At 60.8% G+C, this 25376-nt stretch carries 24 protein-coding genes; 10 read left to right on the top strand and 14 right to left on the bottom strand.

All coding sequences use genetic code 11. The features are described 5' to 3' along the window. Positions 1–7 precede the first annotated feature (7 nt). The 6 genes from OIU37_RS07285 to OIU37_RS07260 form a co-directional block, all read right to left on the bottom strand. Positions 8–313: an NIPSNAP family protein gene (locus OIU37_RS07285; protein WP_180694546.1), complete on the bottom strand. Its 306-nt coding sequence runs from the start codon at positions 311–313 to the stop codon at positions 8–10. A 193-nt stretch (positions 314–506) separates the two neighbouring features. Beyond that, positions 507–1568 carry an ABC transporter ATP-binding protein gene (locus tag OIU37_RS07280; RefSeq protein ID WP_180694547.1) on the bottom strand — a complete coding sequence of 354 codons (1062 nt, stop codon included), beginning with the start codon at positions 1566–1568 and terminating at the stop codon, positions 507–509. A gap of 12 nt (positions 1569–1580) precedes the next feature. Then, positions 1581–2369 carry an ABC transporter permease gene (locus OIU37_RS07275; protein ID WP_171604103.1) on the bottom strand — a complete coding sequence of 263 codons (789 nt, stop codon included), beginning with the start codon at positions 2367–2369 and terminating at the stop codon, positions 1581–1583. After that, on the bottom strand, positions 2366–3259 hold the full coding sequence (locus OIU37_RS07270; RefSeq protein ID WP_064652265.1) for an ABC transporter permease subunit: 894 nt from the start codon (positions 3257–3259) through the stop codon (positions 2366–2368). Before OIU37_RS07270 ends, OIU37_RS07275 begins: the two co-directional genes overlap by 4 nt. 73 nt (positions 3260–3332) lie before the next feature. Continuing rightward, positions 3333–4436 (bottom strand): ABC transporter substrate-binding protein, encoded by a 1104-nt coding sequence (locus OIU37_RS07265; protein WP_171604102.1) that lies wholly within the window; start codon positions 4434–4436, stop codon positions 3333–3335. Between the two features lie 191 nt (positions 4437–4627). Further along, positions 4628–5500: a MurR/RpiR family transcriptional regulator gene (locus OIU37_RS07260; protein WP_264256842.1), complete on the bottom strand. Its 873-nt coding sequence runs from the start codon at positions 5498–5500 to the stop codon at positions 4628–4630. 178 nt (positions 5501–5678) lie between these two features. Here OIU37_RS07260 and OIU37_RS07255 point away from each other — a divergent pair, with 178 nt between their 5' ends. The 6 genes from OIU37_RS07255 to OIU37_RS07230 all read left to right on the top strand — a co-directional run bounded on the left by OIU37_RS07255 (position 5679) and on the right by OIU37_RS07230 (position 13341). Continuing rightward, on the top strand, positions 5679–6449 hold the full coding sequence (locus OIU37_RS07255; RefSeq protein ID WP_182208905.1) for an N-formylglutamate amidohydrolase: 771 nt from the start codon (positions 5679–5681) through the stop codon (positions 6447–6449). A 118-nt stretch (positions 6450–6567) separates the two neighbouring features. Further along, entirely contained in the window at positions 6568–8157 is a 1590-nt protein-coding gene (locus OIU37_RS07250) for an amino acid permease (protein WP_182208846.1), read from the top strand. A gap of 149 nt (positions 8158–8306) precedes the next feature. After that, a complete protein-coding gene (locus OIU37_RS07245) occupies positions 8307–9671 on the top strand; it encodes a glutamine synthetase family protein (protein WP_264256840.1) in 1365 nt (454 codons plus the stop codon). A 204-nt stretch (positions 9672–9875) separates the two neighbouring features. Next, a complete protein-coding gene (locus tag OIU37_RS07240) occupies positions 9876–11261 on the top strand; it encodes an aldehyde dehydrogenase family protein (protein ID WP_264256838.1) in 1386 nt (461 codons plus the stop codon). Further along, the gene (locus OIU37_RS07235) at positions 11258–12412 is read left to right on the top strand and encodes an iron-containing alcohol dehydrogenase (protein WP_180694549.1); all 1155 of its coding nucleotides are present in this window, start codon (positions 11258–11260) and stop codon (positions 12410–12412) included. The genes OIU37_RS07240 and OIU37_RS07235 overlap by 4 nt, the downstream gene beginning before the upstream one ends. 230 nt (positions 12413–12642) lie before the next feature. After that, positions 12643–13341 (top strand): ParA family protein, encoded by a 699-nt coding sequence (locus OIU37_RS07230; RefSeq protein WP_180694550.1) that lies wholly within the window; start codon positions 12643–12645, stop codon positions 13339–13341. A 58-nt stretch (positions 13342–13399) separates the two neighbouring features. Here the strand turns inward: OIU37_RS07230 and OIU37_RS07225 are convergent, their stop codons facing one another. From OIU37_RS07225 to OIU37_RS07210, 4 genes are all read right to left on the bottom strand, one after another. After that, positions 13400–14155: an ABC transporter ATP-binding protein gene (locus OIU37_RS07225; RefSeq protein ID WP_180694551.1), complete on the bottom strand. Its 756-nt coding sequence runs from the start codon at positions 14153–14155 to the stop codon at positions 13400–13402. A gap of 1 nt (position 14156) precedes the next feature. Beyond that, a complete protein-coding gene (locus OIU37_RS07220) occupies positions 14157–14996 on the bottom strand; it encodes an ABC transporter permease (protein ID WP_180694552.1) in 840 nt (279 codons plus the stop codon). 21 nt (positions 14997–15017) lie between these two features. After that, positions 15018–15986, bottom strand: a complete 969-nt coding sequence (locus OIU37_RS07215) for an aliphatic sulfonate ABC transporter substrate-binding protein (protein ID WP_264256835.1) — start codon at positions 15984–15986, stop codon at positions 15018–15020. 183 nt (positions 15987–16169) lie between these two features. Continuing rightward, the gene (locus OIU37_RS07210; RefSeq protein ID WP_264256833.1) at positions 16170–17570 is read right to left on the bottom strand and encodes a L,D-transpeptidase; all 1401 of its coding nucleotides are present in this window, start codon (positions 17568–17570) and stop codon (positions 16170–16172) included. Between the two features lie 361 nt (positions 17571–17931). On the opposite strand from OIU37_RS07210, the gene OIU37_RS07205 reads away from it, so the two are divergent. From OIU37_RS07205 to OIU37_RS07195, 3 genes are all read left to right on the top strand, one after another. After that, positions 17932–18771: a DUF4432 family protein gene (locus tag OIU37_RS07205; protein ID WP_171377564.1), complete on the top strand. Its 840-nt coding sequence runs from the start codon at positions 17932–17934 to the stop codon at positions 18769–18771. Between the two features lie 71 nt (positions 18772–18842). Then, a complete protein-coding gene (locus OIU37_RS07200) occupies positions 18843–19181 on the top strand; it encodes a TIGR01244 family sulfur transferase (protein ID WP_018074112.1) in 339 nt (112 codons plus the stop codon). 69 nt (positions 19182–19250) lie between these two features. Next, the gene (locus OIU37_RS07195) at positions 19251–19595 is read left to right on the top strand and encodes a RidA family protein (protein WP_003561071.1); all 345 of its coding nucleotides are present in this window, start codon (positions 19251–19253) and stop codon (positions 19593–19595) included. A 39-nt stretch (positions 19596–19634) separates the two neighbouring features. On the opposite strand, the gene OIU37_RS07190 is transcribed toward OIU37_RS07195, so the two are convergent. From OIU37_RS07190 to OIU37_RS07175, 4 genes are read right to left on the bottom strand one after another with little or no spacing between them, the layout of a single operon-like run. Further along, entirely contained in the window at positions 19635–21293 is a 1659-nt protein-coding gene (locus OIU37_RS07190; protein ID WP_264256825.1) for a thiamine pyrophosphate-binding protein, read from the bottom strand. A gap of 13 nt (positions 21294–21306) precedes the next feature. Further along, complete coding sequence (locus OIU37_RS07185) at positions 21307–22509, bottom strand: CaiB/BaiF CoA-transferase family protein (protein ID WP_180694557.1); 1203 nt, start codon at positions 22507–22509, stop codon at positions 21307–21309. 38 nt (positions 22510–22547) lie between these two features. Then, positions 22548–23504 carry a DMT family transporter gene (locus OIU37_RS07180; protein WP_171377566.1) on the bottom strand — a complete coding sequence of 319 codons (957 nt, stop codon included), beginning with the start codon at positions 23502–23504 and terminating at the stop codon, positions 22548–22550. Positions 23505–23521: 17 nt separating this feature from the next. Next, positions 23522–24466, bottom strand: coding sequence for an alpha/beta fold hydrolase (locus tag OIU37_RS07175; protein ID WP_264256823.1), 945 nt, complete (start codon positions 24464–24466; stop codon positions 23522–23524). Between the two features lie 158 nt (positions 24467–24624). On the opposite strand from OIU37_RS07175, the gene OIU37_RS07170 reads away from it, so the two are divergent. Next, a complete protein-coding gene (locus OIU37_RS07170; RefSeq protein ID WP_168309957.1) occupies positions 24625–25365 on the top strand; it encodes a ribonuclease in 741 nt (246 codons plus the stop codon). Positions 25366–25376: the final 11 nt, after the last annotated feature.

Genomic DNA, 25376 nt, shown 5'->3' with positions numbered 1-25376 from the left:
AGTTCGATCAGCCGAGCACGGGCCGCATGAAGCTACGTTCATAGCTGACGATACTGCGGTTGCGTTTGTCGAGTTCGAAAGCGGCCTGACATTCCGGATCGCTCGCCATGCGCGTGCGATAGTCCTCGTAGGCGGCAAGGCTCGGGAAGGAAAACAAGGCAACGGCAATGTTGTTGGCGCCTTCGGATGGCAGGAAATAACCGTGATGGGTGCCGCCCATCCTATTGACGATCGGAATCCAGAGCCGGGCATATTCCTCGAATTCGGCAAGCTTGTACGGATCGATCATATAACGCAGGTGGCAGGTAATCATTGACATATCCCATCGCGTAAATGCTGGCGGACGTCTGCCTGGCAGGTTTGGTTTGCTCACCTTCTGGCATCGCGTCGAGAGAGTGCAAGTGCTTTGTGGTGATGGCTGCATCACGTTTGCTGACGTGTCGGCCGGCCTGAAATGGAGAAGGCGCCGTTTCGCGGCGCCTTTTGCGTGAACGGTATCGGCGAAATCAGTCGCGGATGATCAGCAGGTCGGCTGCCATGAAGCGCAGCGTCACCGTTTCGCCGGCCTGCGGCGGGGTGATGCCCGGGCTGTTGAACATGTCGAAGGAGATGACGTTGCCGCCGACATTCATACGGGTGCGGATGACAGAACCCAGGAAGTGAGCCGAGACGACCTGGCCGGTTAGCGCCGTATCGCTTTTGACGTTGTCGGAGAGGGAGCCGGCTTCCGGACGCAGCGCCAGCGAGATGGTTTCGCCAGCCTTGTGAGTGGCGACCGACTGCTTCAGCGTGATATTCTGATCGCCGATTTGGATGAGGTTGCTGTCGGGATCCACGACCTTGGCTTCGATCAGGTTCAGCGTGCCGACGAAGGAGGCGACGAAGCGCGTCGCCGGCGTGTTGTAGATCTCGAAGGGCGAACCGATCTGGTCGGCCTTGCCGGCATTCATGACGACAATGCGGTCGGAGATTGACAGGGCCTCTTCCTGATCATGGGTGACGAAGACCGTGGTGATGCCGAGCTGCTGCTGGATCTGGCGGATTTCCTCGCGCAGCGATACGCGGATCTTGGCGTCGAGTGCGGAGAGCGGTTCGTCGAGCAGCAGCACCTGCGGCTTGACGGCAAGCGCGCGGGCAAGGGCGACACGCTGCTGCTGGCCGCCCGACAGTTGATAGGGGAAGCGGTCGGCCAGATGATCGAGCTTGATCAGGCCAAGCATTTCCTTGACGCGGGCGTCGATCTCAGTCTTCGGGGCGCCGGCGACCTTGAGGCCGAAGGCGACATTGTCGTGCACGGTCATATTGGGGAACAGCGCGTAGGCCTGGAAGACCATGCCGATATTGCGCTGGTTCGGCTTCAGCGAGCTCTGATCTTTGCCATTGATGGTCAGCGTGCCGCCGGTCGGCGTTTCGAAGCCGGCGATCATGCGCAGGACGGTCGTCTTGCCGCAGCCCGACGGGCCGAGAAAGGAGATGAACTCACCCTTTTCGATCGTCATGTTGAAGTTCTTGACGACCTGCACCGGGCCGAAGGATTTCTGAATGTTGGTCAGTGTGAGAAAGGACATGAGCCAGTTACCTTAAGCCTTTGCCGGGCGGGCTTTGCCGACGCGGGAAACGAGGTTGAGCAGGCCCATGCTGAGCCAGGTGATCGAGAAGGCGATGACGGCGAGCGCCGAAGGCTCATAGGCCTTGTTGGCACCGACGAGCTGCAGGTAGGGACCAAAGGCCGGACGGTTGAGCAGCGCGGCGAAGGTGAATTCACCCATGACGATCGCGAGCGTGATAAAGGCGCCTGAGAGCACGCCACTCATGACGTTGGGGAAAATGCACTTGAACATGATGGTCGTCCAGCTGGCGCCGAGACTTTCGGCTGCCTCCGTCAAGGTGCGGACGTCGATGGCGCGCATGGCGGTATCGACGGCGCGATACATGTAGGGCAGCGACAGGGTGATATAGGAGAAGACCAGCAGGATATTGGTCCCGGTGGTCGAGCCCGTCAGCGGCAGGTAGGAGGACGAATTGTACATCCTGAGGTAACCGAAGACGATGACGATCGCCGGAATGACAAGCGGCAACAGCGTGATGAATTCGACGACGGGGCGCATCTGCGGCAGGCGCAGCCGCACCCAATAGGCGGTCGGCACGACGAGCAGCATGCCGAAGACGATGGTGAGCAGAGCCATCAGCATGGAATAGCCGAAGGTCTCGCGGAACTGAATGTCTGAAAAGACCGACTCATAGGCATCGAGGCTGTATTCGCCGCGGCGCATGCGCAGCGAAAACTCGATTGTGCCGATCAGCGGGATGATAAAGTAGGACGCGCCGAGAATGATGGCGATCCAGGCTCCGAGACGTTGAGCTTTCATTTCTGCCACCGTTCGGCGCGCATGCGCAGCAGGAGGTAAAGGACGTTGGAGACGCCGGTTATCACGATCATGCCGAGCGCGATGGCGTAACCGAGGTTGGCATTATGCAGAACGTCGCCGCGGATCTGCGCATAAAGCAGGATCGGCACGATGTTCAGCGAACTGCCGGTCAGCGCAAAGGCTGTAGCGATAGCGCCGAAGGCATTGGCGAAGAGCAGCAGCGTCGTGCCGAGCAGGCTCGGCCAGAGGATCGGCAGCGCGACCATCGTCCAGTACTGACGGTTGGTGGCGCCGAGAATCTGCGAGGCTTCGCGCCATTCTTTCTTCATGCCGTCGAGGGCCGGCGTCAGGATCAGCACCATCAGCGGGATCTGGAAATACATGTAGGTGATGGTGAGGCCGAAGAAGGACAGCAGGTTGAAGCCGGTGCCGTAGAGATTGAAGCCGAACCATTCGCGCAGGAAGATCGTCACAAGGCCGGTGCGGCCGAGCGTTGCGAGGAAGGCGAAGGCGAGCGGCACGCCGGCGAAATTCGAGGCGACGCCGGAGAAGGTCAGCAGTGTCGAGCGCACGGAGGCGGGCAGGCCGCCGAGCACGACGGCCCAGGCAAGGAAAAAGCCGATCAACGCGCCGCCGAGGGCGGAGGCGACCGAGACGCGGATACTGATCCAGTAAGCGCTCATGATCGATGGCGTAAAAAGATCGCCGATATTCTTCAGCGTGAAATCGCCCTCGGGCGTCAGGAACGCGCCCACCACGAGATAAAGCGTAGGGATGATCAGGAATAGCAGGGAGAAAATAATGAAGGGTGCGATGCCCAGCCAGTCGATCACGCGGTCTTTGTTGATCAAGGGGGCACTGCTCGCCATCGGCGTTGAAACGGTGCTCATGGAAAAGCTCATCCTGGGGCGTCGGAGTGAGAAAACCTCCCCGCCTTGGCGGGCGGGGAGGCAGGATCAAAGTTTACTGAACGTTGGCGCCGACGACGGAATCCCAGTTCTTGGTGATGGTTTCCTTGCCGGCGGCCTGCTCTTCCAGCGTCGGGAAGACAGCCTTTTCATAGGCTGCTGCCGGCGGCAGCTTGTCGAGCAGTTCCTTCGGGATCTTGTTGTTCTTGGCAAGATCGTTGAAACGGATCGGGTGGCAATAGCCCTTCAGCCAGCCGAGCTGACCTTCGTCGGAATAGAGATATTCCATCCAGAGCTTGGCAGCGTTCGGGTGCGGAGCGAAGGCGGAAATCGCCTGAACGTAGACGCCGGCTACGACGCCGGTCTTCGGAACGACAACCTCGAAGGGAGGATTGCCCTTCAGGCCTTCGCCCCACGAGAGGGCGTTGTAGTCCCAGGCGATGACGATCGGCGTGGAGCCCTGCGCGAAGGGAGCAGCCTTGCCGACGACCGGCACGAAATTGCCGCTCTTGTTCAGTTCGGCGAAGAACTTCAGGCCTTCCTCGGCTGCCTTGGCCGCGTCGCCGCCGGATGCGGAAAGACCAGCGGCGTAGACGCCCTGGACAGCCTGGTTGGCGCTGCGCGGATCGCCTGCGAGGGCGACGGTGTTTGCATAGTCGCTCTTCTTCAGGTCGGCCCAGTCGGCCGGCGATTCCTTGACGAGATCCTTGTTCACCAGGAACGCGAGAACGCCGTAATAGTCGCCGTACCAGTAACCTTCAGAATCCTTTGCGGTATCCGGAATGGAATCCCAGGTGGAGACTTTGTAAGGCTGGATCAGGCCGTCTTTCTTGGCAGACGGGCCGAAAGAGAGGCCGACGTCGATGACGTCAGGAGCCTGCGGGCCGGTGTTGCCTTTGTTGGCCTTGATGGCTTCGATTTCGTCGCCCGAACTTGCATCCGGGTTCAGTTCGTTGACCTCGATGCCGTACTTGGCCTTGAAGCCGGCAATGACGTCGCCATAGCCGCACCAGCTGTGCGGAAGAGCGATCGTCGTCAAGCTTCCTTCTTTTTTGGCGGCGGCGATAAGCTCAGCGCTCGGCTCGGCGGCGGCAATCGCGGTCGAGGCCACGATCAGCGCAGTAGAAAGCGACAGAAGTCGAGAAATGTTAGAGATCACTGTTGTTCTCCTTCGGGTTTTCAGTGTCTGGCGATGCTGTTAATGAGATTACATGAAGCTTGTGTGACAGTTCGGTGACGTTAATTCTGCTGTGAATAGCGGGGGTTGCAACAAATGTTTTATTTGCGACAACGTCGTCTGGTTCCGCGAAAAATCCGTCATTGTTTTTCTTCTGTTTTAGTCTTGTCCTCCTAACCCGGTTTACGGAAAAGCCTGGTCTGCTCGAACAGGCCTTCCAGTGTCTTCATGCGCTCTTTCGTCTCGTCCCAGGTCGAATTCTGAACGGCCTCGATCAGCGCTTCGACGATGAAAAGGGTGACGACGGAGGAATCCCAGGCCGACGGCGCCTCGATCCGGACGCGGAAGGCATGCCTGGCGAGCTTGGCGGCCGGCGAACCCCACTGGTCGGTGAAGACGATGATTTCGGCGCCGCGTTTGCGAGCGGCGGTCGCAAGGCTCACCATCTCCTGCTCATAGCGGCGGATGTCGAAGATGATCAGGATGTCGCCGGCATTCATGTTGAGGACATATTGCGGCCAACTGCTGGAATTCGACGATAGTAGCGTCGTTGCCGGCCGGATCACCTGCATATGGGTGAAGAAATATTCGGCAAGGGCGCCGGTGATGCGGCCGCCGACGAAATAAAGGCCGCGCTTGCGATCGGAGAGCAACGCGGCGACGCTGTCGAACGTTGCGGTGTCGAGATCTGTCAGCGTCTGGCGCAGATTGCCCATGATGGCATCGGCGAAACGGTTGAGAATATGGGTGCCCGGCGCGTTCTGCGCCCAGCGGTCGTGCTTGGTGATCGGGTTCGAGATCGTCGCCTCGACTTCCTGATGCAGATGCGCCTGAAAGTCCGGATAACCCTTGAAGCCGAGCTTCTGTACCATGCGCACGACGGTCGGCGTCGAGACGCCGGCGTTTTCGGCGATCGTGGTGATGCTGCCGAGGCCGGAGACCGGATAGTTGTCCAGCAGGCTTTCGGCCAGCTGCTTCTCGGCACGAGTCAACACCCCCAAATGCGAGTGTATGACGTCCGAAACCGTCTTCGACGCAACTGTCACTTAATATGCTCCCCGGGATGGTCTGGCGCCACTTTCCCACTCAAAGTTAACAACGCTGTCACAATCCATGTCAACCGCTGTCATGAAAAGAAATTTTCAGTCCATGCTTGACACTGGCCGAAACCTGAAGAATTCTTTTCTTCATCAAGAGTTTGTTAAGGGATAAGGAGTGGCGCCTTTGGTGCTGGCCCGGCCGAAGATCCTCAGCGAAGCGGACGGCGACTGCGTCGGGATCGAACGCATCCACGGCCCGAGCCCGGTGCTTCTTATCTGCGAGCACGCTTCGAATGCGCTTCCAGCTGTTTTCGGCGATCTCGGCCTACCCAGCGAAGCGCTCTCCAGCCACATTGCCTGGGACCCGGGCGCGCTGGCGGTCGCCCGCATCCTATCGGAAGCGCTCGACGCGACGCTCGTTTACCAGCGGTTCTCCCGGCTTATCTACGACTGCAATCGGCCGCCCAGTGCACCCGGCGCCATGCCGGAGACCAGCGAAGTTTACGCCGTTCCCGGCAACAAGGATTTGAGCCCTGAAGAACGGCTTGCGCGCACCGATGCGCTCTATGTACCTTTCCATGACGCTATTCGCGGCCTGATCCGCGATCGCCGGGCGAAAGGGCAGGACAGCATCATCGTGACGATGCACAGCTTCACGCCGGTCTATCACGGCCGCGAACGCGCCGTCGAACTCGGCATATTGCACGATGAGGACAGTCGGCTCGCCGACCGCATGCTGAGAGCCGCGGCCGAGGCGCCGCTTTACAGGACGGAACGCAACGAGCCTTACGGACCCGAGGATGGCGTCACCCACACGCTGATCCTGCACGGGCTTTCGAATGGCTTGCGCAATGTGATGATCGAGGTCCGCAACGACCTCATCGCAGACGATATCGGCCAAGGGGTCATGGCCGATTATCTAAAAGGGCTGCTCCAGCAAAGCCTGGACGCCTGAATAAAAAGAAGACCCGAGGGAGCAGTCTAACTGCGAACGTCCGAATGGCGAAAACGCCGCGGACAATTGGCACTGAAACGGCCGCAATCCCGCGGTCGACCGTGAACAGGGGGAAGTCATGTCTGACTATACCGATCAGGATAAGAAGCAGGACGTCCATGTCCTGCATTCGATGGGCTACGCCCAGGAACTCGAACGGCGAATGAGCTCGTTCTCGAATTTCGCAATTTCGTTTTCGATCATCTGCATCCTTTCGGGCGGCATCAATTCGCTCGCGCAGGCGACGTCGGGCGTCGGCGGCGCGGCCATCGGCATCGGCTGGCCGGTCGGCTGCATCATCTCGTTGTTCTTCGCCCTCGGCATGGCGCAGATCTCGTCCGCCTATCCAACGGCTGGCGGCCTCTATCACTGGAGCTCCATTCTCGGCACCCGTTTCACCGGCTGGCTGACGGCCTGGCTGAACCTGCTCGGCCTCATCACCGTTCTCGGCGCCATCAACATCGGTACGGCCCTGTTCCTCGGCGGTACGTTCGGCGCCCGACTCGGCATTGCCGATGCCAATGGCGTCGTCTCGCCGGGCATGCAGGTTGTTCTGGTCGTGCTCTTCACGATCGTCCAGGCAGCGATCAACCATTTCGGCATCGGCCTGACGGCAAAGCTCACCGACTTCTCTGGTACGCTGATCCTCGTGACCGCGGCCGTTCTGACGATCGCCTGCTTCTACTTCGCCCCGACGCATGATTTCTCGCGTCTGTGGACTTTCACCAATAATTCCGGCGAAGCCGGTGGTTCGGTTTGGCCGCAGTCGGACAGCATGTGGTATATTTTCGGCCTCGGTCTGCTTTTGCCGATCTATACGATCACCGGTTACGACGCTTCCGCTCACACGTCGGAAGAGACCAAGAAGGCGGCTCTTTCCGTGCCGCGCTCGATGGTGTCCGCTGTCATCTGGTCGTCACTTGCAGGCTGGGTGATGCTTTCGGCTTTCGTCATCGCCATTCCCGATATGGCCGAAGGCGCAAAGCAGGGCTGGAGCGTGTTCTTCATGACCATCAACGCCATCATGCCGGCCTGGCTGGTGACACTGCTTTACATCGCGATCTTCATCTCGCAGTTCCTCTGCGGCCTTGCGACCGTTACGTCCTGCTCGCGCATGATCTTCGCCTTCTCGCGTGACGGCGGCATTCCGGTCGGCTCGAAGACGCTTGCCAGCGTCAGCCCGAAATTCCGCACGCCGGTTGCGGCGATCTGGACGGGTGCAGCTCTCGAAAGCCTGTTCGTCTGGGGTGCGCTGTTCATTTCGGTCGGCGAGGCGAGCCTCTATGTCACCGTGGTCAACGCCACACTGATCTTCCTCTTCCTGTCCTTCCTCTTCCCGATCGTGCTCGGCATCTTCGCCTACGGCACCAAGAAGTGGCCGGCACCCGGACCGTGGAACCTCGGCGGTGGCCTCTACAAGGTGGTCGGCGTTCTCGCGACGCTCGGCATGATCTTGATCGTCTACATCGCGATCCAGCCGCCGAACGACAAGGTCTTCGGCGTAACTCTCGGCTTCATCGTGCTGGCGATCGTCATCTGGTTCGCGGTTGAGAACAGACGCTTCCAGGGTCCGCCGATCGGCGACATGATCGCCAAGCGAAAGGGCGAGATCGCCGCCGCGGAAGCTGCTGTCGGTGAAACCGGTACAGTCGCCGTTCCCGGCGAATAGTCGGGCGTATTGCTAAGAAACGGGGCCGCGTCCTGCGGCCCCGTCAGCGGTTCATCGAAAAGGCATCCGGCCGGAAAACGCCGGCGATGGCATGCCGTTTCGTTGCCCCGGTTTCAGATTTTCCTATTTCTCGTTCAGGCGGATCAATCATGAGCAGCTACACAATCGACGATCTCAGGAAGGATGTTGCCGAAGGGCGCATCGATACGGTTCTGGCCTGCCAGGTGGATATGCAGGGCCGGCTGATGGGCAAGCGTTTCCAGGCGGAATATTTCGTCGAGAGCGCCTGGAAGGAAACGCACAGCTGCAACTACCTGATCGCCACCGACATTGAGATGGAGACGGTCTCCGGCTACAAGGCGACGAGTTGGGAGAAGGGCTACGGCGACTACACGATGAAGCCGGATCTGGCGACGCTGCGCCGTATTCCCTGGCTCGAAGGCACCGCGCTGGTGCTCTGCGACGTGCTCGATCATCACACGCACGAGGAGGTCGCCCACTCGCCGCGTGCGATCCTGAAGAAGCAGGTGAAGCGCCTCGAAGATATGGGCATGAAGGCCTATATGGCCTCCGAACTCGAATTCTTCCTGTTCGACCAGAGCTACGAGACGGCGCAGGCTTCCGGCTACCGCAATCTCAAGCTCGCCAGCGCCTATAACGAGGATTACCACATCTTCCAGACCACCAAGGAGGAAGAGGTGATGCGGGCGATCCGCACCGGGCTGCAGGGCGCCGGCATTCCGGTCGAGAACTCCAAGGGCGAGGCGTCGGCCGGCCAGGAGGAGATCAACGTGCGCTACGCCGATGCGCTCGCCATGGCCGACCGGCACGCGATCATCAAGAACGGCTGCAAGGAGATCGCCTGGTCGAAGGGCAAGGCCATCACCTTCCTCGCCAAGTGGAATTACAACGCTGCCGGCAGTTCCTCGCATATTCACCAGTCGCTTTGGAGCCTGGAGGAGAAGCCGCTTTTCTTTGACCATACCGGCAAATACGGCATGTCGCCGCTGATGCACAATTACGTCGCCGGGCTTCTTTCCCATGCGAGCGAGATCACCTATTTCCTGGCGCCCTACATCAACTCCTACAAACGCTTCATGGCCGGCACCTTTGCGCCGACCAAGGCGATCTGGAGCAAGGACAACCGCACTGCCGGCTACCGGCTCTGCGGCGAGGAGACCAAGGGAATCCGTATCGAGTGCCGCGTCGGCGGCTCCGATCTCAATCCCTATCTCGCCTTCGCGGCGCTGCTTGCCGCCGGCATTGACGGCATCGAGAACAAGCTCGAGCTCGAAGCCCCCTTCGTTGGCGACGCCTATGGCGGCAAGGATATTCGCGAGATCCCGCGCACGCTGCGCGCGGCCACGGCGGCGATGACGGAATCGGCGATGCTGCGCAAAGCCTTCGGCGATGACGTGATCGACCACTATACGCGCGCAGGCGAATGGGAGCAGGAAGAATACGACCGCCGTATCACCGATTGGGAAGTGGCGCGCGGTTTCGAAAGGGCTTAATAGGCGTTTCGTGGGTTTGCCCCTCACCCTAACCCTCTCCCCGTTCTGACGGGGAGAGGGGACGTGCCCTGCGCGGGATTTGCGGTTGACGAAAGCGGTGCTGCGTAGTCCCTTCTCCCCGCGTGCGGGGAGAAGGTGCCGGCAGGCGGATGAGGGGGCGGTCGCCCACACACATTTTGAATAATACGAGGACAGGAAACGATCATGGCAATGATCCAATGCATTTCACCGGTTGACGGCTCGATCTATGCCGAGCGTCCGGCACTTTCGCTCGATGCCGCGAAGGATGTGGTGGCGCGCGCTCGCAAGGCGCAGAAGGCCTGGGCGAAACGGCCGCTCGAAGAGCGTGTGCAACTGGTGCTGAAGGGTGCTGCGCGGTTGAACGAGATGTCCGACATCGTCGTGCCGGAGCTTGCCTGGCAGATGGGTCGGCCGATCAAGTATGGCGGCGAATACAAGGGCTTCAACGAGCGCTCCAACTATGTCGCTTCGATCGCGGCGGATGCGCTGGCGCCTGTTGTGGTCGAGGAGAGCGAGCGTTTCGAGCGTCGCATCGAGCGCGAGGCGCATGGCGTCGTCTTCGTCGTCGCACCGTGGAATTATCCCTATATGACGGCGATCAATACGATCGCGCCGGCGCTGATGGCCGGCAACACCGTGGTGCTGAAGCATGCCTCGCAGACGCTTGTTGTGGGTGAGCGGCTGGTGCAGGCCTTCGTCGAGGCTGGCGTTCCCGAGGATGTGTTCCAGAACGTCTTTCTCGACCATGAAACGACATCGGCGCTGATTGCCGCCGGCAGCTTCAATTTCGTCAACTTCACCGGATCGGTCGAAGGCGGGCGGTCGATGGAGCGGGCCGCCGCCGGCACCTTCACCGGTCTCGGCCTCGAACTCGGCGGCAAGGATCCGGGTTACGTCATGGAAGACGCCGATCTCGAGGCGGCCGTCGACACGCTGATGGACGGCGCGACCTATAATTCCGGTCAGTGCTGCTGCGGCATCGAGCGCATCTATGTGCATGAATCGCTCTATGACGCCTTTGTCGAAAAATCGGTTGCCTGGGTATCGAACTACAAGCTCGGCAATCCGCTCGATCCCGAGACGTCGCTCGGGCCGATGGCGCATAAGCGCTTCGCCAAGGTGGTGCGCGAGCAGATCGCCGACGCGGTTTCCAAGGGCGGCAAGGCGCTTGTCGATCCCAAGCTTTTTCCTCAGGATGACGGCGGCGCCTATCTCGCACCGCAGGTTCTCGTCAATGTCGACCATTCTATGGCCTTCATGCGCGAAGAGACTTTCGGCCCGGCGGTCGGCATCATGAAGGTGAAGAGCGACGAAGAGGCACTCGCTTTGATGAACGACAGCCAGTACGGGCTGACGGCCTCGCTCTGGACCAAAGATGTCGAGCGGGCAGGGCGGCTCGGCCGCGAGATCGAAACCGGCACCGTTTTCATGAACCGCGCTGATTATCTCGATCCGGCGCTCTGCTGGACCGGCGTCAAGGAGACCGGCCGCGGCGGTTCGCTGTCGATCATCGGCTTCCACAATCTGACGCGTCCGAAATCCTTCCATCTGAAGAAAGTCACAGCATGAGCAGCAGCAACATCACCGCAAACTGGAGCTATCCGACATCGGTCAAGCTCGGCCGGGGCCGCATCACGGAACTGGCCGACGCCTGCAAGAGCCTCGGCATCAAGAAGCCGCTGCTCGTCACCGACCGTGGCCTCGCCTCGATGGCAATCACCAAAACTGCGCTCGATATTCTCGAAGATGCCGGTCTCGGCCGGGCGATCTTTGCCGATGTCGATCCGAACCCGAACGAAAAGAACCTCGACGCCGGCGTCAGGGCTTTCAAGGATGGCGGCCATGACGGCGTCGTCGCCTTCGGCGGCGGCTCCGGCCTCGATCTCGGCAAGTGCGTCGCCTTCATGGCCGGCCAGACGCGGCCGGTCTGGGACTTCGAAGATATCGGCGACTGGTGGACGCGTGCGAGCCTCGAGGGCATCGCGCCAATCGTCGCGGTACCGACAACGGCAGGCACCGGTTCGGAAGTCGGGCGCGCCAGCGTCATCACCAATTCCGAAACGCATGTGAAGAAGATCATCTTCCATCCGAAGTTCCTGCCTGGCGTCGTCATTTCAGATCCGGAACTGACGGTCGGCATGCCGAAGATCATCACGGCCGGCACCGGCATGGATGCCTTCGCTCATTGCCTGGAGGCCTACTCCTCGCCCTTCTATCACCCGATGTCAGCCGGCATCGCGCTGGAAGGCATGCGCCTCGTCAAGGAGTTCCTGCCGCGCGCCTATAGGGAAGGCACGGATCTGGAGGCCCGCGCCAACATGATGTCGGCCGCCGCTATGGGCGCGGTCGCCTTCCAGAAGGGGCTCGGCGCCATTCACGCGCTGTCGCACCCAATCGGCGCCGTCTACAACACCCATCACGGCATGACCAACGCGGTGGTGATGCCGGCGGTGCTGCGCTTTAATCGCAAGGCGATCGAGGAGAAGATCGGCCGCGCCGCGGCCTATCTCGGCATTTCGGGCGGTTTCGACGGGTTCTACGATTATGTGTTGAAGCTCCGCTCGGAACTCGGCGTGCCGGAGACGCTGTCGGCGATGGGAATCGCCGCCGACCGCCTCGACGAATTGTCGGCCATGGCGATCGAAGATCCGAGCGCCGGCGGCAACCCGGTTGCAATGACACTCGAAAATACCAAGGCCCTTTTCAGGGATTGCTTCTGACAACATAAGAGCGGACCTACAGACTCGCCTGGAAAACCTCGGTTTTCCAGGCTTTTTTCGTTTCGGCGGCATCCCTATTTTTAGGGATGTGAAAAATACCGGCTGCAATTTCGCCGCGCGTGTTTCGAATTTGTTAACCATGATTAGAAAGGATGGATTAACCGCACGATGCTCCGAGGGTGCGTAAAAGAGCGATTCCGGCTCGCACCATATCCTTCCGAGGACCGAACATGCCTGTTATCACATTCGCAAATACCAAGGGCGGCGCCGGCAAGACCACCGCTGTTCTCCTGCTCGCCACCGAGCTTGCCCGCAAGGGCTATCGCGTCACCATTCTCGACGCCGACCCGCAGCACTGGATTTCGCGCTGGCACGAAATATCAGGTCATGTGCCCAATCTTTCGGTGATCGATTTCGTGACAACTGCGTCGCTGCCGCTGCATATCAGCGAGAACAAGCACAATACCGACTATTTCATCGTCGACCTGCCGGGTGCTCGCAATCCGCTGCTTGCCACCGCCGTCGGCCTTTCCGACCATGTGCTGATCCCCATTCAGGGCTGTGCGATGGATGCGCGCGGTGGCGCGCAGGTGCTCGAACTGCTGCAATATCTGGATGAGAAGGCCGGCATCAAGATCGGCCATTCGGTGGTGCTCACCCGTGTCAATTCGATGGTGACGACGCGGGCGCTACAAGTCGTCAAGTCGCTGCTCAGCGAGCGGCACGTGCCGGTGCTGGATACCGCGATTATCGAACGCTCCGCCTTCCGCGACATCTTCGACTGTGGCGGCACACTGCACACGATCGACCCCACACGCGTCAGTAACCTCGACAAGGCGCGGGAAAACGCCACCTGTTTTGCCGAGGAAATGATGCGCAAGCTGCCGGTCAGGCTGACGGCCTCGGCCCGCATGGCGACCGCCGCCTAACCGTTTCCCGTATTGTCGAACAAAATGCGTCCGGTTCGCCCGCGACGCATTTCGTTTTTCAGGCACTCGCCGTGCGGCTGCCATTGTTGAGGGAACGGGCCAGGAGATCGGAAAGGCGCCTTTTGACAGCGGCAAATTCGTCGGACATGCGATTGCGTTGCCGCGGCAAGCCCATGTCGACCACTTCGAGAATGCGTCCCGGCCAGGGGCTCATCACGACCACGCGATCCGCCAGAAAAGCTGCCTCTTCGATGTCATGGGTGACCAGTAGCATCGTCGTGGCATTCACCTGCCAGAGGTCGATCAAATGATCCTGGAGATCAACACGCGTCATCGCATCAAGCGCGGAGAAGGGCTCGTCCAACAAAAGTACGGCCGGCTTCGTAACGAGTGCGCGCGCCAAGGCCACGCGTTGCGCCTGCCCGCCGGACAGCTCTTTGATCCAGCGCTTCTCGTAGCCACGAAGGCCGATCTTCTCCAGGGCCGCCGATACCTGCTCATCCCGTTCGCTGCTTGGGAGATGTCGCAGGCCGAAACCGATATTGTCCGCGACTCTCAGCCAGGGAAAGAGCCGAGGCTCCTGGAAGACGATGTTCACCAACGAGTCCGGCTCCGTCAGCCGCCGTCCCTGCGAGCTGATTTCGCCATGTGTCGGGGCTTCGAGGCCTGACAAGAGCCTCAGAAGAGTGCTCTTGCCACAACCCGAGCCGCCGATGACTGCCACCAGTTCTCCCTTTCCGATGCTCAGGGAAAAGTCTTGCAGCGCGTGCGTTCCGTTGGGATAGACCTTGGATAGCGAGCGGATCTCGAGCATGTCAGATCCCGCTCGTATGGCTGTCACGCCAGCGCAGAAATGGTCTGGTCGCAATCAGAAGCAGGCTGTCGGTCGCCTTGCCGACAATGGCAAAGATCAAGATAGCCGCCAGGATTTGATCCGGTTTTCCGAGCTGCTGACCATCCACCAGGAGATATCCCAGGCCCTCCGACGCGCCCATGAATTCCGCCGCGACAACGAACATCCAACCGAGACCAAGGCCGGCGCGCAGAGCCAGAATAAAGTCCGGAAGGACCGCCGGCAGCAGAATCAGACGAATGAGTTCGAACCCCGAAAGCCGGAAGACGCGACCGACTTCGACGATGCGCCTGTCGACGCCGATGACCGCGCCATAGATCCCGAGATAGACCGGGAAGAAGACGCCGACGGCAATCAAGGCGACTTTGGAGGCCTCGAAAATGCCGAACCACAGGATGAAGAGCGGCACCCAGGCAATCGAAGGAATCGCTCTCAGGGCCTGCAGTGTCGGATCGAGCAGGCGCGCCAGCAGTTTGGAGTAGCCTGTCAGCGCCCCGAGCACAGTCCCCGCCAGGGACCCGAAGGCAAAACCGATCGCCACTCTGCGCAGCGTCGCACCGACATGGGTAGCCAGATCGCCGGATCCGGCCAGCGTATAGACCGTATAAAGAATCTTCGAGGGCGGAGGCATCAAGCGGCCGCCGACTATCCCTGTGCGGACGAGGATCTCCCAGGCGGCAAACAATGCGATTGGAAACACGATCCCGACGATCGGGTGATCGAAAGGCGAGACCCGGCGCTGCCGGGTCTCCCTTTCTGTTTCGGAATTGCGCCATGACAGCGCGATGTCGACCAACGACATGGGAATGTGTTTCCTATCGCTTCATTGGCCGAGAGCGGCGGAGGCGAAGCTGGGATCGATCAGCGTGGAGACGACCGTTTTGACATCGACATCCGCCTTGATGACATCCGCCTTTTGCAGAGCAAGACCTGCGGCTTCGATCGTCTCGCGCTGGGCATCGCCGATCACGGAATAGCCGAGGTTCGTGCGCTCCAGCTGGCGCTCAATTACGGTATCGGGCAGCTTGGTGGCGGCAACGAGGGCGGCTTTGAGCTTTGCCGGATCTTTCAGAGCCTCAGTGCGCGCCTTCTCGTAAGAGGCAAGCACGCGTTTAACGATGTCCGGATGCGCGGCGGCAAACTCCTCGCGCACGTTGAGAACGCCCCAGCTGTTATTCTCCGGCTTGCGATAAAAGAGAACATCGCCATCCTCGATCTCGGCGGAGGCCATGATCGGATCGAGGCCCGCCCAGGCATCGACGTCCCCCCGCTTCAGCGCAAGGCGGCCGTCCGCATGCTGGAGCAGAACAAGCGAAACATCCTTTTCGGTGAGACCTGCATCAGCGAGCGCGCGTACCAGGAAAATGTGCGGATCGGTGCCGCGCGTCACGGCGATGGACTTGCCCTTGAGGTCCTCGACCTTGGCAATGCCGGTATCCTTGCGCGTTACGAGCGCGGTCCATTCCGGACGCGAATACACGTAGATGGATTTGATCGGGTTGCCGTTGACCCGGCCGATCAATGCAGCCGCACCCGCGGTCGAGCCAAAGTCGAGGGAGCCGGCATTCAGGAATTCCAGCGCCTTGTTGGAGCCTGCGGACTGGACCCAGGTTATCTTGATCCCGTCCTTTTCGAATTCCTTTTCCAGGATGCCTTCATCCTTCAGAATAAGGCTGACCGGGTTGTAGGTTGCCCAGTCCACGCGAATTTCCGAGACATCGGCAGCCCGCGCCGTGCCGATTGCGACCAAACCCGCGAACACGCTCAAAGCCAAGCGAATAAACGATTTCATACGACCTCCTAAATGTCAGGAGATGAAATCTACAGATTTAATAGCTTTTGGCGCGCTTTCAGGTTCTAAACTTTGAAACGGGAGAGCAAATTTGAACTGCCGCCGCGGTCGCCGCTAGATTGTTGTGTCAAAAAGTGGACGTGGCGTGGCCGCGTCACGGTCAAAGACGACGCGTTGCTGTAGTCAGTCGACGAATTCGACCGTCACTCCTGGCTTGACCATCTTGGCAAGCTCGGTGGCATCCCAGTTGGTCAAGCGGATGCAGCCGTGGCTCTGGGTGCGGCCGATCTTTGAGGGCTCGGGCGTGCCATGGATGCCGTAGGTCGGCTTGGAAAGCGCCATCCAGACGGTGCCGACGGGACCGTTCGGGCCGGGCGGAATGTTGAGGATCTTATCATTGGCGCCCTGCTGGAAATTGATCTTCGGATTGTAGGTGTAACCGGGATTGAGGGCGACGCGCTCGACATTGACCGTGCCCGATGGAGAGGGGGTATCGGTGGAGCCGATCGACGCCGGATAGGCGGCGAGGAGATTGCCGGCGCCGTCATAAGCGAAGACCTGCTTACGCCCCTTGTCGGCGATGATGCGGGCTACCGCGCCGCTTTTCGGCTCGCCTGGATTGACGACCTTGATGACGGTGCCGGGAACGGTGAAGTCGGCGCCGGGGTTCATCTCCTTGAGGAAAGCCTCATCCATGTGGAAACGCTCGGCGAGCATTTCGATGGTCGAGGTGTAAGCCAGCGACGGCAGCAGCGCCTTATGCGAATAGTCTTCCGGAATCTCGGCGACGAAGGGGCCGGCCGCATCGGCCGGCGTGATCGTATAGCTGACGACGGGCAGCCCGCCGGTCATGCGCAGCTCTTCCAGAATGGCGTCGGTGTTGTTCGGATCGAGCTTCGAGCCGGTCATCTGATCGTAGGCTAAGATCGCCTTGGTGACGTTCGAACCCATATGGCCGTCGATGACGCCGGGGGAGATGCCGGCGCGGTCGAGGAAGACCTGCAATGCGACGATCTCCGGCTTCGATTTGTTGTTCAGCGTGATGGCAGGTTCATCGGGTGCGGCCTTCGGCTGATCGGCGGGCGGGATCTGCTGGTCGGGATCGATCGAGGCATAATCGTCGCCGGGCTGCGGATTGCCGATGCTGTTATCCTCGAGGTAGGGCTGGTCGCCGAGCGGATGGCGCTCGATCGCGGCATCGCGCGGAATGCCGCCGGTGACGGCGCCACGCTCGGAATAACGCGTATCGCCGTCGGGATTGTTGTCGGAATAATAGGGGTCGTTGCCGTACTGGTCGTTATAGACTTCGCGCGGGCCGGGCCGCGGCGGATAGTAGCCGCGGGCGCGCATCTCGGTGGCGACGACGTTGCCATAGTCGTCGATCAACACGCGATTGCCGCTACGGTCGCGGGCATAGATATAGCCGGCTGGAACATAGTCGAGGATTTCGCCGCTCGGTGTCACAAGCACGATATCGCTCTGGCGGCGGTCGCGGAACTGCTGCGCGCCTGCCTCCGGCGGTGTAGCCGCAAGGGCAGTCAGAGCGGCCGCCAAGCAAAATGCCGACTTCAAAAAGCGATTCACGTCTCATACCTCGAACAGTGATTGGGCAGACACACACCTGCGAATTTTGACGCTAGTGTGGAATTTATGAAAGCGTGCTGAACAAAATATGAAAATCACTAAGATTTCCTTTTACTCATAAACGTTTGCGTCCTTGTGTCAGTTCCGCAAAATCCGCGGTTGCGGCAAAACCACAAGATGGGAACAGCCCCGATTGACGAATGGCGGCGCGAAACCTAACGCTAGCGCATCATGCTTTTCGAAAAGCGGAATCGATTTTCGGAAAGCATGATGCGTTGATTCAAGGTGTTAGAGCGTTCTTTGTGCGTCCGAAAGGACACACGGCGCTCTAAGGGGCCGACCATTCCCCGAGGAGACTGTGATGATCGAATTTGCCGCCGCAAGCGGGCCGCGCCTGATGCTGGACGAAACATCGGTGCTGGATATCGGCGGATGCATCGTCGAAGGCGTCGACATCGCTCCGAAACGCGCCATTCCCGATGACGGCGACCCGCGAATCGATCACTCGCTCGAGGGCTTCCTGTTCACCTGCGGGCCGGACCATATCCGCCACCGCCAGCCGATCGCCGGCCGGAACGACGGTAAGGTCTATCCGCTGCACGGATCGGCCTCCGGCCATGCGGCAAAGGTGCTGTGGACGAAGTTCGAGAACGGCAATGCGGAATGCCGGGCCGATATCGACATCACCACCGTCGAGGGACTGCCGCAGCGCATCGAGCGGCTGTGGCGGATCGATGGTGCGACCGGCGAGGTGCGGCTCGAGGATCGGGTGGTCAATACCAGCGATCGGACGGTGCCGACCTTCCTGATGTACCACATGAACATCGGCGGCAAATGGCTGGACGACGGCACGCGGCTCGAAGGCCGGATGCTGGAAAATGGCGGTTTCCCCTGGGCGTTTGGCGAGGAGCTGGGCGGCATCTTCTGCGTCGCGGCGTCGGCGACGGAGGAGGGTTTCGCGGAGGTCCGCCTCGGACCGATCGCCGCAATCGGCGGCAGGACGCTGCGTGTGCGCTTCCGTGCCGACACGCTGCCCCATCTGCAGGTCTGGCGGAACCAGAAGGCGCCGGCCCATATCATCGGCATCGAGCCGGTGTCGCATCGCTGGATATCGCGCGACGAGCTTGAGGCTGCCGGTGAGTTCAATATGCTGGTGCCCGGCGAAAGCCGCAGCTCTGCGCTGACCTTTACCTTCCTGTGAACGAAGTGTTGTTGACGCTGGCAGACCTCCGTCGTAGACCTTCAGCCCACGATTTTTGAGGAGACAAGACGATGGATATTCGCCAGATCGACGATGAATATTCGGTTTCAGGCCAGATCACGCTGGAGGAGCTCGACGAGATCAAGGCGCTGGGGTTCAAATCGATCGTCTGCCACCGCCCCGACCATGAAAGTCCCGACCAGACGTCGTTCTCCGTTATCGAGGCGCGCGCCAAGGAGCTCGGTCTCGAGATCGCCCATGTGCCGGTTGGACCGATGGGGGTGACCGAGGAAGCCGTGCAGGGCATGGTCGACGCGCTCGATGAATTCCCGCGGCCGATGCTCGGCTATTGCCGTTCCGGCGCACGCTCGACGGCGATTTACCAGAAGACCCACCATATCCGTAATTGAGGCCGTTCCGGGCGATTTTCCGGCGTTGAACCTCAGCGCCGTCACCTTTCATTCACTCAGGAGACTATAATGAGCATCAAGCGTATCGACGTCGGCTCGCGCATGAGCGGCGCCGTCATTCACGGCAACACGGTCTATCTCGCAGGCCAAGTCGGCGAAGGCGAAAGCGTCACCGATCAGTGCAAGTCATCGCTTGCCGAAGTCGACCGTCTGCTGGCTGCATCAGGCAGCAGCAAGTCGAAGATCCTGCAGACGATCATCTACCTGTCCGACATCGCCGATTTCGCCGAGATGAACGCCGTCTGGGAAGGCTGGATCGATCCGGCCAATCCGCCGGCCCGCGCCACCAGCGAAGCCAAGCTCGCAGCGCCGAAATACAAGGTCGAATTCATCGTCACGGCTGCACTCGACTGAAGTCGCAGCGTCCCTATCCTTCAGGGCCGGTGAGTTTTCTCACCGGCTTTTTGTTTGCGCGATTTCCGAGAGCGTGCGTGTCGGCGTGATCGCTTCGGGATCGAGTTTGACTTCGATGATTGCGGGTTTGCCGCTGGCGCGTGCTCGCTCGAAGGCGGGGGCGAAATCCGCTGTCGTTTCCACCGTCTCGCCGTGGCCGCCATAGGCGCGGGCAAGGGCTGCGAAGTCGGGATTGGTCAGATCGGTGCTGCTGACACGGCCGGGATACTCGCGCTCCTGATGCATGCGGATCGTGCCGTAGATGCCGTTGTTGACGACGACTGCGATGATCGGCAGGCCGTAGCGAATGGCAGTGGCGAATTCCTGGCCGTGCATCAGGAAACAGCCGTCACCGGCAAAGCAGATGACTTCGCGCTCGGGAAAGAGCCGCTTGGCAGCCACCGCCGCCGGCAGGCCGTAACCCATTGAGCCTGAGGTGGGGGCGGCTTGGGTGTTGAAGCGGCGGAAACGATGGAAGCGGTGCACCCAGGTGGCGTAGTTGCCGGCGCCATTGGTAAAGATCGCGTCCTGCCCGGTATTGGCCTCCAGCCACTCCATGATCGGCCCCATATGGACGGCGCCCGGACCTGTCGATGGTGGCGTCGACCAGGCGAGATAGGCCTGGTGCAGGCAGACGGTGCGCTCGGTCCAATGCGGTTCGGCCGGCGCTTCCAGATCGGCGAGGGCGGCCACGAAATCGGCAGGTGCTGCGCAGATGGCAAGATCCGGACGGTAGATGCGGCCGAGCTCGGAAGGGTCGGGATAGATATGCACCAGCGATTGCTGGGGGTAGGGGATGTCGATCAGCGTATAGGACGAGGACGGCATTTCCGACATGCGGCTGCCGAGGAGGATCAGCAGGTCGCTCTCCTTGATCTCCTTTGCCAGCACCGGATTGATGCCGATACCGACATCGCCGGCATAGCAGGGATGGAGATGATCGAACAGCATCTGCCGGCGGAAGGAGCAGCCGACGGGCAACTGGAAACGCTCGGCGAAGCTCTGAAAATCGGCGACGGCATCGGTATCCCAGCGCGTGCCGCCAAGGATCACAATCGGTCGCTCTGCTTTCAGCAGACGGAGATAAAAATCGTCGATCTGACGGCGGCCGGGATGGGCCTCGACGTTGGCATAGTGCCGGGCGCGGGGGGCCTCGACCTCGTCGCGCAGCATGTCCTCCGGCAGTGTCAGCACGACAGGACCGGGCCGGCCGGAGGTTGCGACCGCAAAGGCGCGGGTGACGAACTCGGGAATACGGGCGGCATCGTCGATCTCGCCCACCCACTTGGCGAATTCGGTGAAGGCGCGGCGGAACTCGACCTCCTGGAAGGCTTCGCGCTCGCGTGCTTCGCGCTGCACCTGGCCGATGAACAGGATCATCGGGATCGAGTCCTGCTTGGCGATATGCAGGCCGGCGGAGGCGTTGGTGGCGCCGGGGCCACGGGTCACCATGCAAATGCCGGGTTCGCCGGTCAGCCGGCCCCAGCAATCCGCCATCATCGCCGCTCCGCCCTCCTGGCGGCAGACGAGGACGTCGATATCGCTGTCGCGCAACGCGTCGAGGACTGCGAGGAAGCTCTCGCCGGGCACGCAGGAGAGACGCTTGACGCCGTTCGCCTTCAGCGCCTCAACGATCAGTTCTCCGCCCGTCTTCTTCATGACAATGCCTTCTTCATGACGATGCCTTCCTCTCGCGCTCGGCGAGTTCCGCCAGAATTTCTGCCTGGTGTTCGCCGAGACGCGGGCTCGGCCTGATATAGTGCAGCGGCGTCTCCGACAGCACCACAGGCGTCCTGACACCGGGGATTACCGTTCCGGCGGCATCCGCAAGATCGATGCGCAGACCGCGGGCCTGCACCTGCGGATGGGCGAACATTTCCTCGATCGTGTTGATTGCGCCTGATGGAACCGCGTTCTCTTCACAGGCCTTCAGCAGATCCGCCTTCTGCCATTTCAGCGTTTCGGTGGAGACGAGGCGGCGAACTTCGTCGCGATTTGCGACGCGGGCCTTGTTGGTGGCGAAACGCTCGTCGCCGGTGATGGCCTCCAGGCCGAGGATGGTGCAGAGGCGGCGGAACTGGCCGTCGTTTCCAACGGCGAGAATGAGGTAACCATCCGCCGTCGGCACGACCTCATAGGGCGAGATATTGGGATGGGCATTGCCGAGGCGGGTCGGTGCGGCGCCGGAGACCAGGTAATTCATGTTCTGATTGGCGAGCACGGCCGATTGCACATCGAGCAGGGCCATGTCGACCAACTGGCCTTCGCCTGACTTCAGGGCATGGATCAGAGCGGCTTCGATCGCCGAGACGGCATAGATGCCGGTGAAGATATCGGCGATGGCGACGCCTGCCTTCATCGGCTGGCCGTCCGGCTCACCGGTAATCGACATGAAGCCGGACATGCCCTGGACGATGTAATCGTAGCCGGCGAGGCTGGCATAAGGGCCGTTCTGGCCGAAGCCGGTGATCGAGCAATAGACGAGCTTCGGGTTGATCTTGCGCAGGCTGTCATAATCGAGCCCGTATTTGACGAGGCCGCCGAGCTTGAAATTCTCGATCACCACATCGGCGGTGGAGACGAGGCGGCGGACGAGATCCTGGCCTTCGGCGCTCTTCAGGTCGGCGGTGACGGAGCGTTTGCCGCGATTGGCGGCGTGGTAATAGGCGGCCGAGAGATTTTCGCCGTCGGCGCCCTCGACGAAGGGTGGCCCCCATTGTCGCGTATCGTCGCCGCCGTCGGGATTTTCGACCTTGATGACGTCGGCACCGAGATCGGCGAGCATCTGTCCTGCCCAGGGGCCGGCGAGCACACGGGCAAGCTCGATAACCCGGATCCCTGCAAGCGGCGGTTTTTTCGTCACGGTCTCCGTCATGTTCCTCCGGGCTCGCATTCTTAGATCTGGGCTTAGATCTAGGGCGCCAACGTCGCCTCTGATGTACCGGATACCGGTTTCGATGCAAAGCGGCGCTCGCGCCAGACAATGTAGAACCCCGACGCCATGATAATCATGATGCCGAGCCATTTGACCGCATCCGGAAAGTCGCCGAAGACCAGCCAGGCGAAGATCGTCGCCGAGACGATCTCGAAATATTGCAGCGGCGCCAGCGTCGAGGCTGGTGCTGCGCGATAGGCATAGACGCCAAGGATGCCCGCGATTGCGGCCATGGCGCCGACGCCGGCGAGATAGAACCAGGCGCGGCCTTCCGGCATGATCGGATCGAAGAGATCGGAGCCGGTTCCCTGGCCCAGGAAAAGCAGGACGGCGCAGAAGAGCAGGCCCCAGATGCTCATCTGGAATTGCATCGCCCAAGGGTCCTCCCTGTGCGAGAGGACGCGGGTCATCAGCACGAAGATCGCGATACAGAACGCACTGACGACAGGCAGAAGCGCGATGTAGCCGACCTCTTCAAAACTCGGCTGGATGATCAGCATCGCCCCGAAGAAACCGACGCCGCAGGCGGTATAACGCCGCCAGCCGATGGTCTCCTTCAGGAAGATGCCGCCGAGGATCGTCAGAATGATCGGCTCGACGAAAAAGATCGCAATCGCGTCGGCGACCGCCATGTATTTCAGCGTGGTGACGAAGGAGATCATCGAGACAGTGATGATCGCGCCGCGGATTGCGTGGAACAGGCTCTGGCGCCAGGAGAAATCGGCGAAGCTGTGCCGCCATACGACGATCGGCAGCATGCAGAGCGCCTGTACGGCGAAGCGGCCGGCGGTGATCTCCGCGGACGGGATTGTGACGATGGCAAGCTTGGCGAAAATATCGATGAGCGGCGAGAACATCACCGAGATAAACATCAGCACAAGCCCCATCGTCACGTCGGAGGCGGACGAAACGGGGCGGGCGGAGGTGCTGTTCATGATGAAATCCCTGTCACTCAAGATATTGATCGCTCAGGATCTTGGACGGCCCTGTCGCACCAGTCCGCGAAGGCTGCAATCGCCGCATCCGCGCCGATCTCATTCAGTGTTTCGTGCCGCATGTCCTGATATATCTCAGTGCTGATACGGGAGAAGCCTTGGCCTTTCAAATGGTTTGACAGCCAGAGCGCGGCTTTTCCATGCTCCGTCGCCGGGTCTTCTCCGCCGCCGACGAGATGGATCGGCATGTCCCGCGGCAGCCGGTCGAGGTGGATTTTCTGTGGCGCGCGGAAGGTCAGCTCGAAGATGTCGAGCCAGAGAGAGACTGAGGCGTCGAAGCCGCAGAGCGGATCGGCGACATATTTGTCGACTTCATCAGGTCTGCGCGACAGCCAGTCGAACTCGGTGCGGCGGCCGGGAATGGATTTGCCCCAGGTGCCGAAGGTGAGCTTCGGCAACAAGCCGCTCGGCACGTCGGAGCCCTTCAGCATGCGCTCGGCAAGCAAGATCGCTTGGGCAGCTCGACCGGCAAGACCGACGGCGAAATTCGAATTCCAGACGGCGACGGCATCGAAGTCGGCCGGAGCCGTAACGGCAGCATTGAGGGCGATGAGGCCGCCCATCGAATGGCCGAAAAGGATCACCGGCAGGCCGGGATGGCGGGAGGCTGCATGGCCACGCATGGCGATGACGTCGCCGATCACCCTTTCGACCCCACCGCGCCGGGCGAAGCGGCCGATCGGCGCATCGGGTGCCGTCGTCTCGCCGTGGCCGCGATGATCATGGGCATAGACATGATAACCGCGCGCCGCCATCGTCTCGGCAAAGACGCGGTATCGTTTCGAATGTTCGGCCAAGCCATGCGATATCAACAGAATGCCGCGTGGAGGGGTGATGGCCTCAGCATGGTGATAGGCCAGCGACGCCCCCGGCACGGCGAGCCTTTGTGTTTCAGAAAACATGTGGGTCCTCCCGGCGGCAACAGACCAGATCGCCGGGTAATTGCAACATGGGCATTTGATTATCTGATAACAATTTGCGGCCTTGTTGCGATTCAGGGTTGCGGCCTTTTAATTTTGATGCTTATTTGTTCCTGTATTGTTCTTTTTTGGGGGTTGAAATGAGCAGCATGCAGTTGCGTACCTTGACGTTTGCCGTGTCGATGGTTGTTGCCGGCGCCGGCGTGGCGCAGGAGGCCGGCGGGCGCACCCGCTTCATTCTGGCGGCAAGCTGGCAGCCGGCCTTTTGTCAGACGAACCAGAAGAAGGCCGAGTGTGCGAGCCAGACCGGCGAGCGCCCCGACGCGACGAACTTTTCGTTGCACGGACTTTGGCCGATGCGGCAGGATTATTGCGGCGTGAGCGCCGAGCAGAAGGCCGCCGACAAGGATGGCGACTGGAACAAGCTGCCGGAGGTCACGCTTGCGGCCGAGACAAAGACGGCGCTGGCAAAGGCGATGCCCGGCACGCAATCCGGCCTGGAACGGCATGAATGGGTGAAGCATGGCACCTGCACGAAGATGAGCGCCGACGACTATTTCGGCGTCGGTGTGCATCTCGTGGGCGCACTCAACGCTTCGGCCGTGCGCGATCTTTTCGCTGCCAATATTGGCAAGCCGGTGAAGGCCGACGCGATCAAGGCGGCTTTCGACAAGAGCTTCGGGCCGGGTGCCGGCGACCGCGTCAAGATGAGCTGCCGGCGGGCCGGCAATGTCAGGATGATCAGCGAGCTGACGATCGGGCTTTCGGAAGCCGCCGGGGCGGCATCGGCGAAGAGTGCCGGCCTCGCCGATCTGATCCAGGGTGCGGGAAAAACGTCGTTCGGCTGTGACGAGGGCGTCGTCGACGCTGCAGGCTTTTGACCGGAAATCCT

Origin of the sequence: Rhizobium sp. BT-226 (assembly GCF_025847085.2) — a bacterium.
Lineage (GTDB): Bacteria > Pseudomonadota > Alphaproteobacteria > Rhizobiales > Rhizobiaceae > Rhizobium > Rhizobium sophorae.
Note: the sequence above shows the minus strand (reverse complement) of the source record. Positions and strands in the feature narration are given on the sequence as shown.

Excerpts from the sequence above, each read along its gene's own strand:
- OIU37_RS07230 (WP_180694550.1), top strand. The coding sequence starts at position 12,643 with ATGCCTGTTATCACATTCGCAAATACCAAGGGCGGCGCCGGCAAGACC.
- OIU37_RS07180 (WP_171377566.1), bottom strand. The coding sequence starts at position 23,504 with ATGAACAGCACCTCCGCCCGCCCCGTTTCGTCCGCCTCCGACGTGACG.
- OIU37_RS07200 (WP_018074112.1), top strand. The coding sequence starts at position 18,843 with ATGGATATTCGCCAGATCGACGATGAATATTCGGTTTCAGGCCAGATC.
- OIU37_RS07195 (WP_003561071.1), top strand. The coding sequence starts at position 19,251 with ATGAGCATCAAGCGTATCGACGTCGGCTCGCGCATGAGCGGCGCCGTC.
- OIU37_RS07280 (WP_180694547.1), bottom strand. The coding sequence starts at position 1,568 with ATGTCCTTTCTCACACTGACCAACATTCAGAAATCCTTCGGCCCGGTG.
- OIU37_RS07225 (WP_180694551.1), bottom strand. The coding sequence starts at position 14,155 with ATGCTCGAGATCCGCTCGCTATCCAAGGTCTATCCCAACGGAACGCAC.
- OIU37_RS07250 (WP_182208846.1), top strand. The coding sequence starts at position 6,568 with ATGTCTGACTATACCGATCAGGATAAGAAGCAGGACGTCCATGTCCTG.
- OIU37_RS07220 (WP_180694552.1), bottom strand. The coding sequence starts at position 14,996 with ATGTCGTTGGTCGACATCGCGCTGTCATGGCGCAATTCCGAAACAGAA.
- OIU37_RS07235 (WP_180694549.1), top strand. The coding sequence starts at position 11,258 with ATGAGCAGCAGCAACATCACCGCAAACTGGAGCTATCCGACATCGGTC.
- OIU37_RS07270 (WP_064652265.1), bottom strand. The coding sequence starts at position 3,259 with ATGAGCACCGTTTCAACGCCGATGGCGAGCAGTGCCCCCTTGATCAAC.
- OIU37_RS07215 (WP_264256835.1), bottom strand. The coding sequence starts at position 15,986 with ATGAAATCGTTTATTCGCTTGGCTTTGAGCGTGTTCGCGGGTTTGGTC.
- OIU37_RS07185 (WP_180694557.1), bottom strand. The coding sequence starts at position 22,509 with ATGACGGAGACCGTGACGAAAAAACCGCCGCTTGCAGGGATCCGGGTT.
- OIU37_RS07175 (WP_264256823.1), bottom strand. The coding sequence starts at position 24,466 with ATGTTTTCTGAAACACAAAGGCTCGCCGTGCCGGGGGCGTCGCTGGCC.
- OIU37_RS07245 (WP_264256840.1), top strand. The coding sequence starts at position 8,307 with ATGAGCAGCTACACAATCGACGATCTCAGGAAGGATGTTGCCGAAGGG.
- OIU37_RS07190 (WP_264256825.1), bottom strand. The coding sequence starts at position 21,293 with ATGAAGAAGACGGGCGGAGAACTGATCGTTGAGGCGCTGAAGGCGAAC.
- OIU37_RS07170 (WP_168309957.1), top strand. The coding sequence starts at position 24,625 with ATGAGCAGCATGCAGTTGCGTACCTTGACGTTTGCCGTGTCGATGGTT.
- OIU37_RS07275 (WP_171604103.1), bottom strand. The coding sequence starts at position 2,369 with ATGAAAGCTCAACGTCTCGGAGCCTGGATCGCCATCATTCTCGGCGCG.
- OIU37_RS07205 (WP_171377564.1), top strand. The coding sequence starts at position 17,932 with ATGATCGAATTTGCCGCCGCAAGCGGGCCGCGCCTGATGCTGGACGAA.
- OIU37_RS07240 (WP_264256838.1), top strand. The coding sequence starts at position 9,876 with ATGGCAATGATCCAATGCATTTCACCGGTTGACGGCTCGATCTATGCC.
- OIU37_RS07285 (WP_180694546.1), bottom strand. The coding sequence starts at position 313 with ATGATTACCTGCCACCTGCGTTATATGATCGATCCGTACAAGCTTGCC.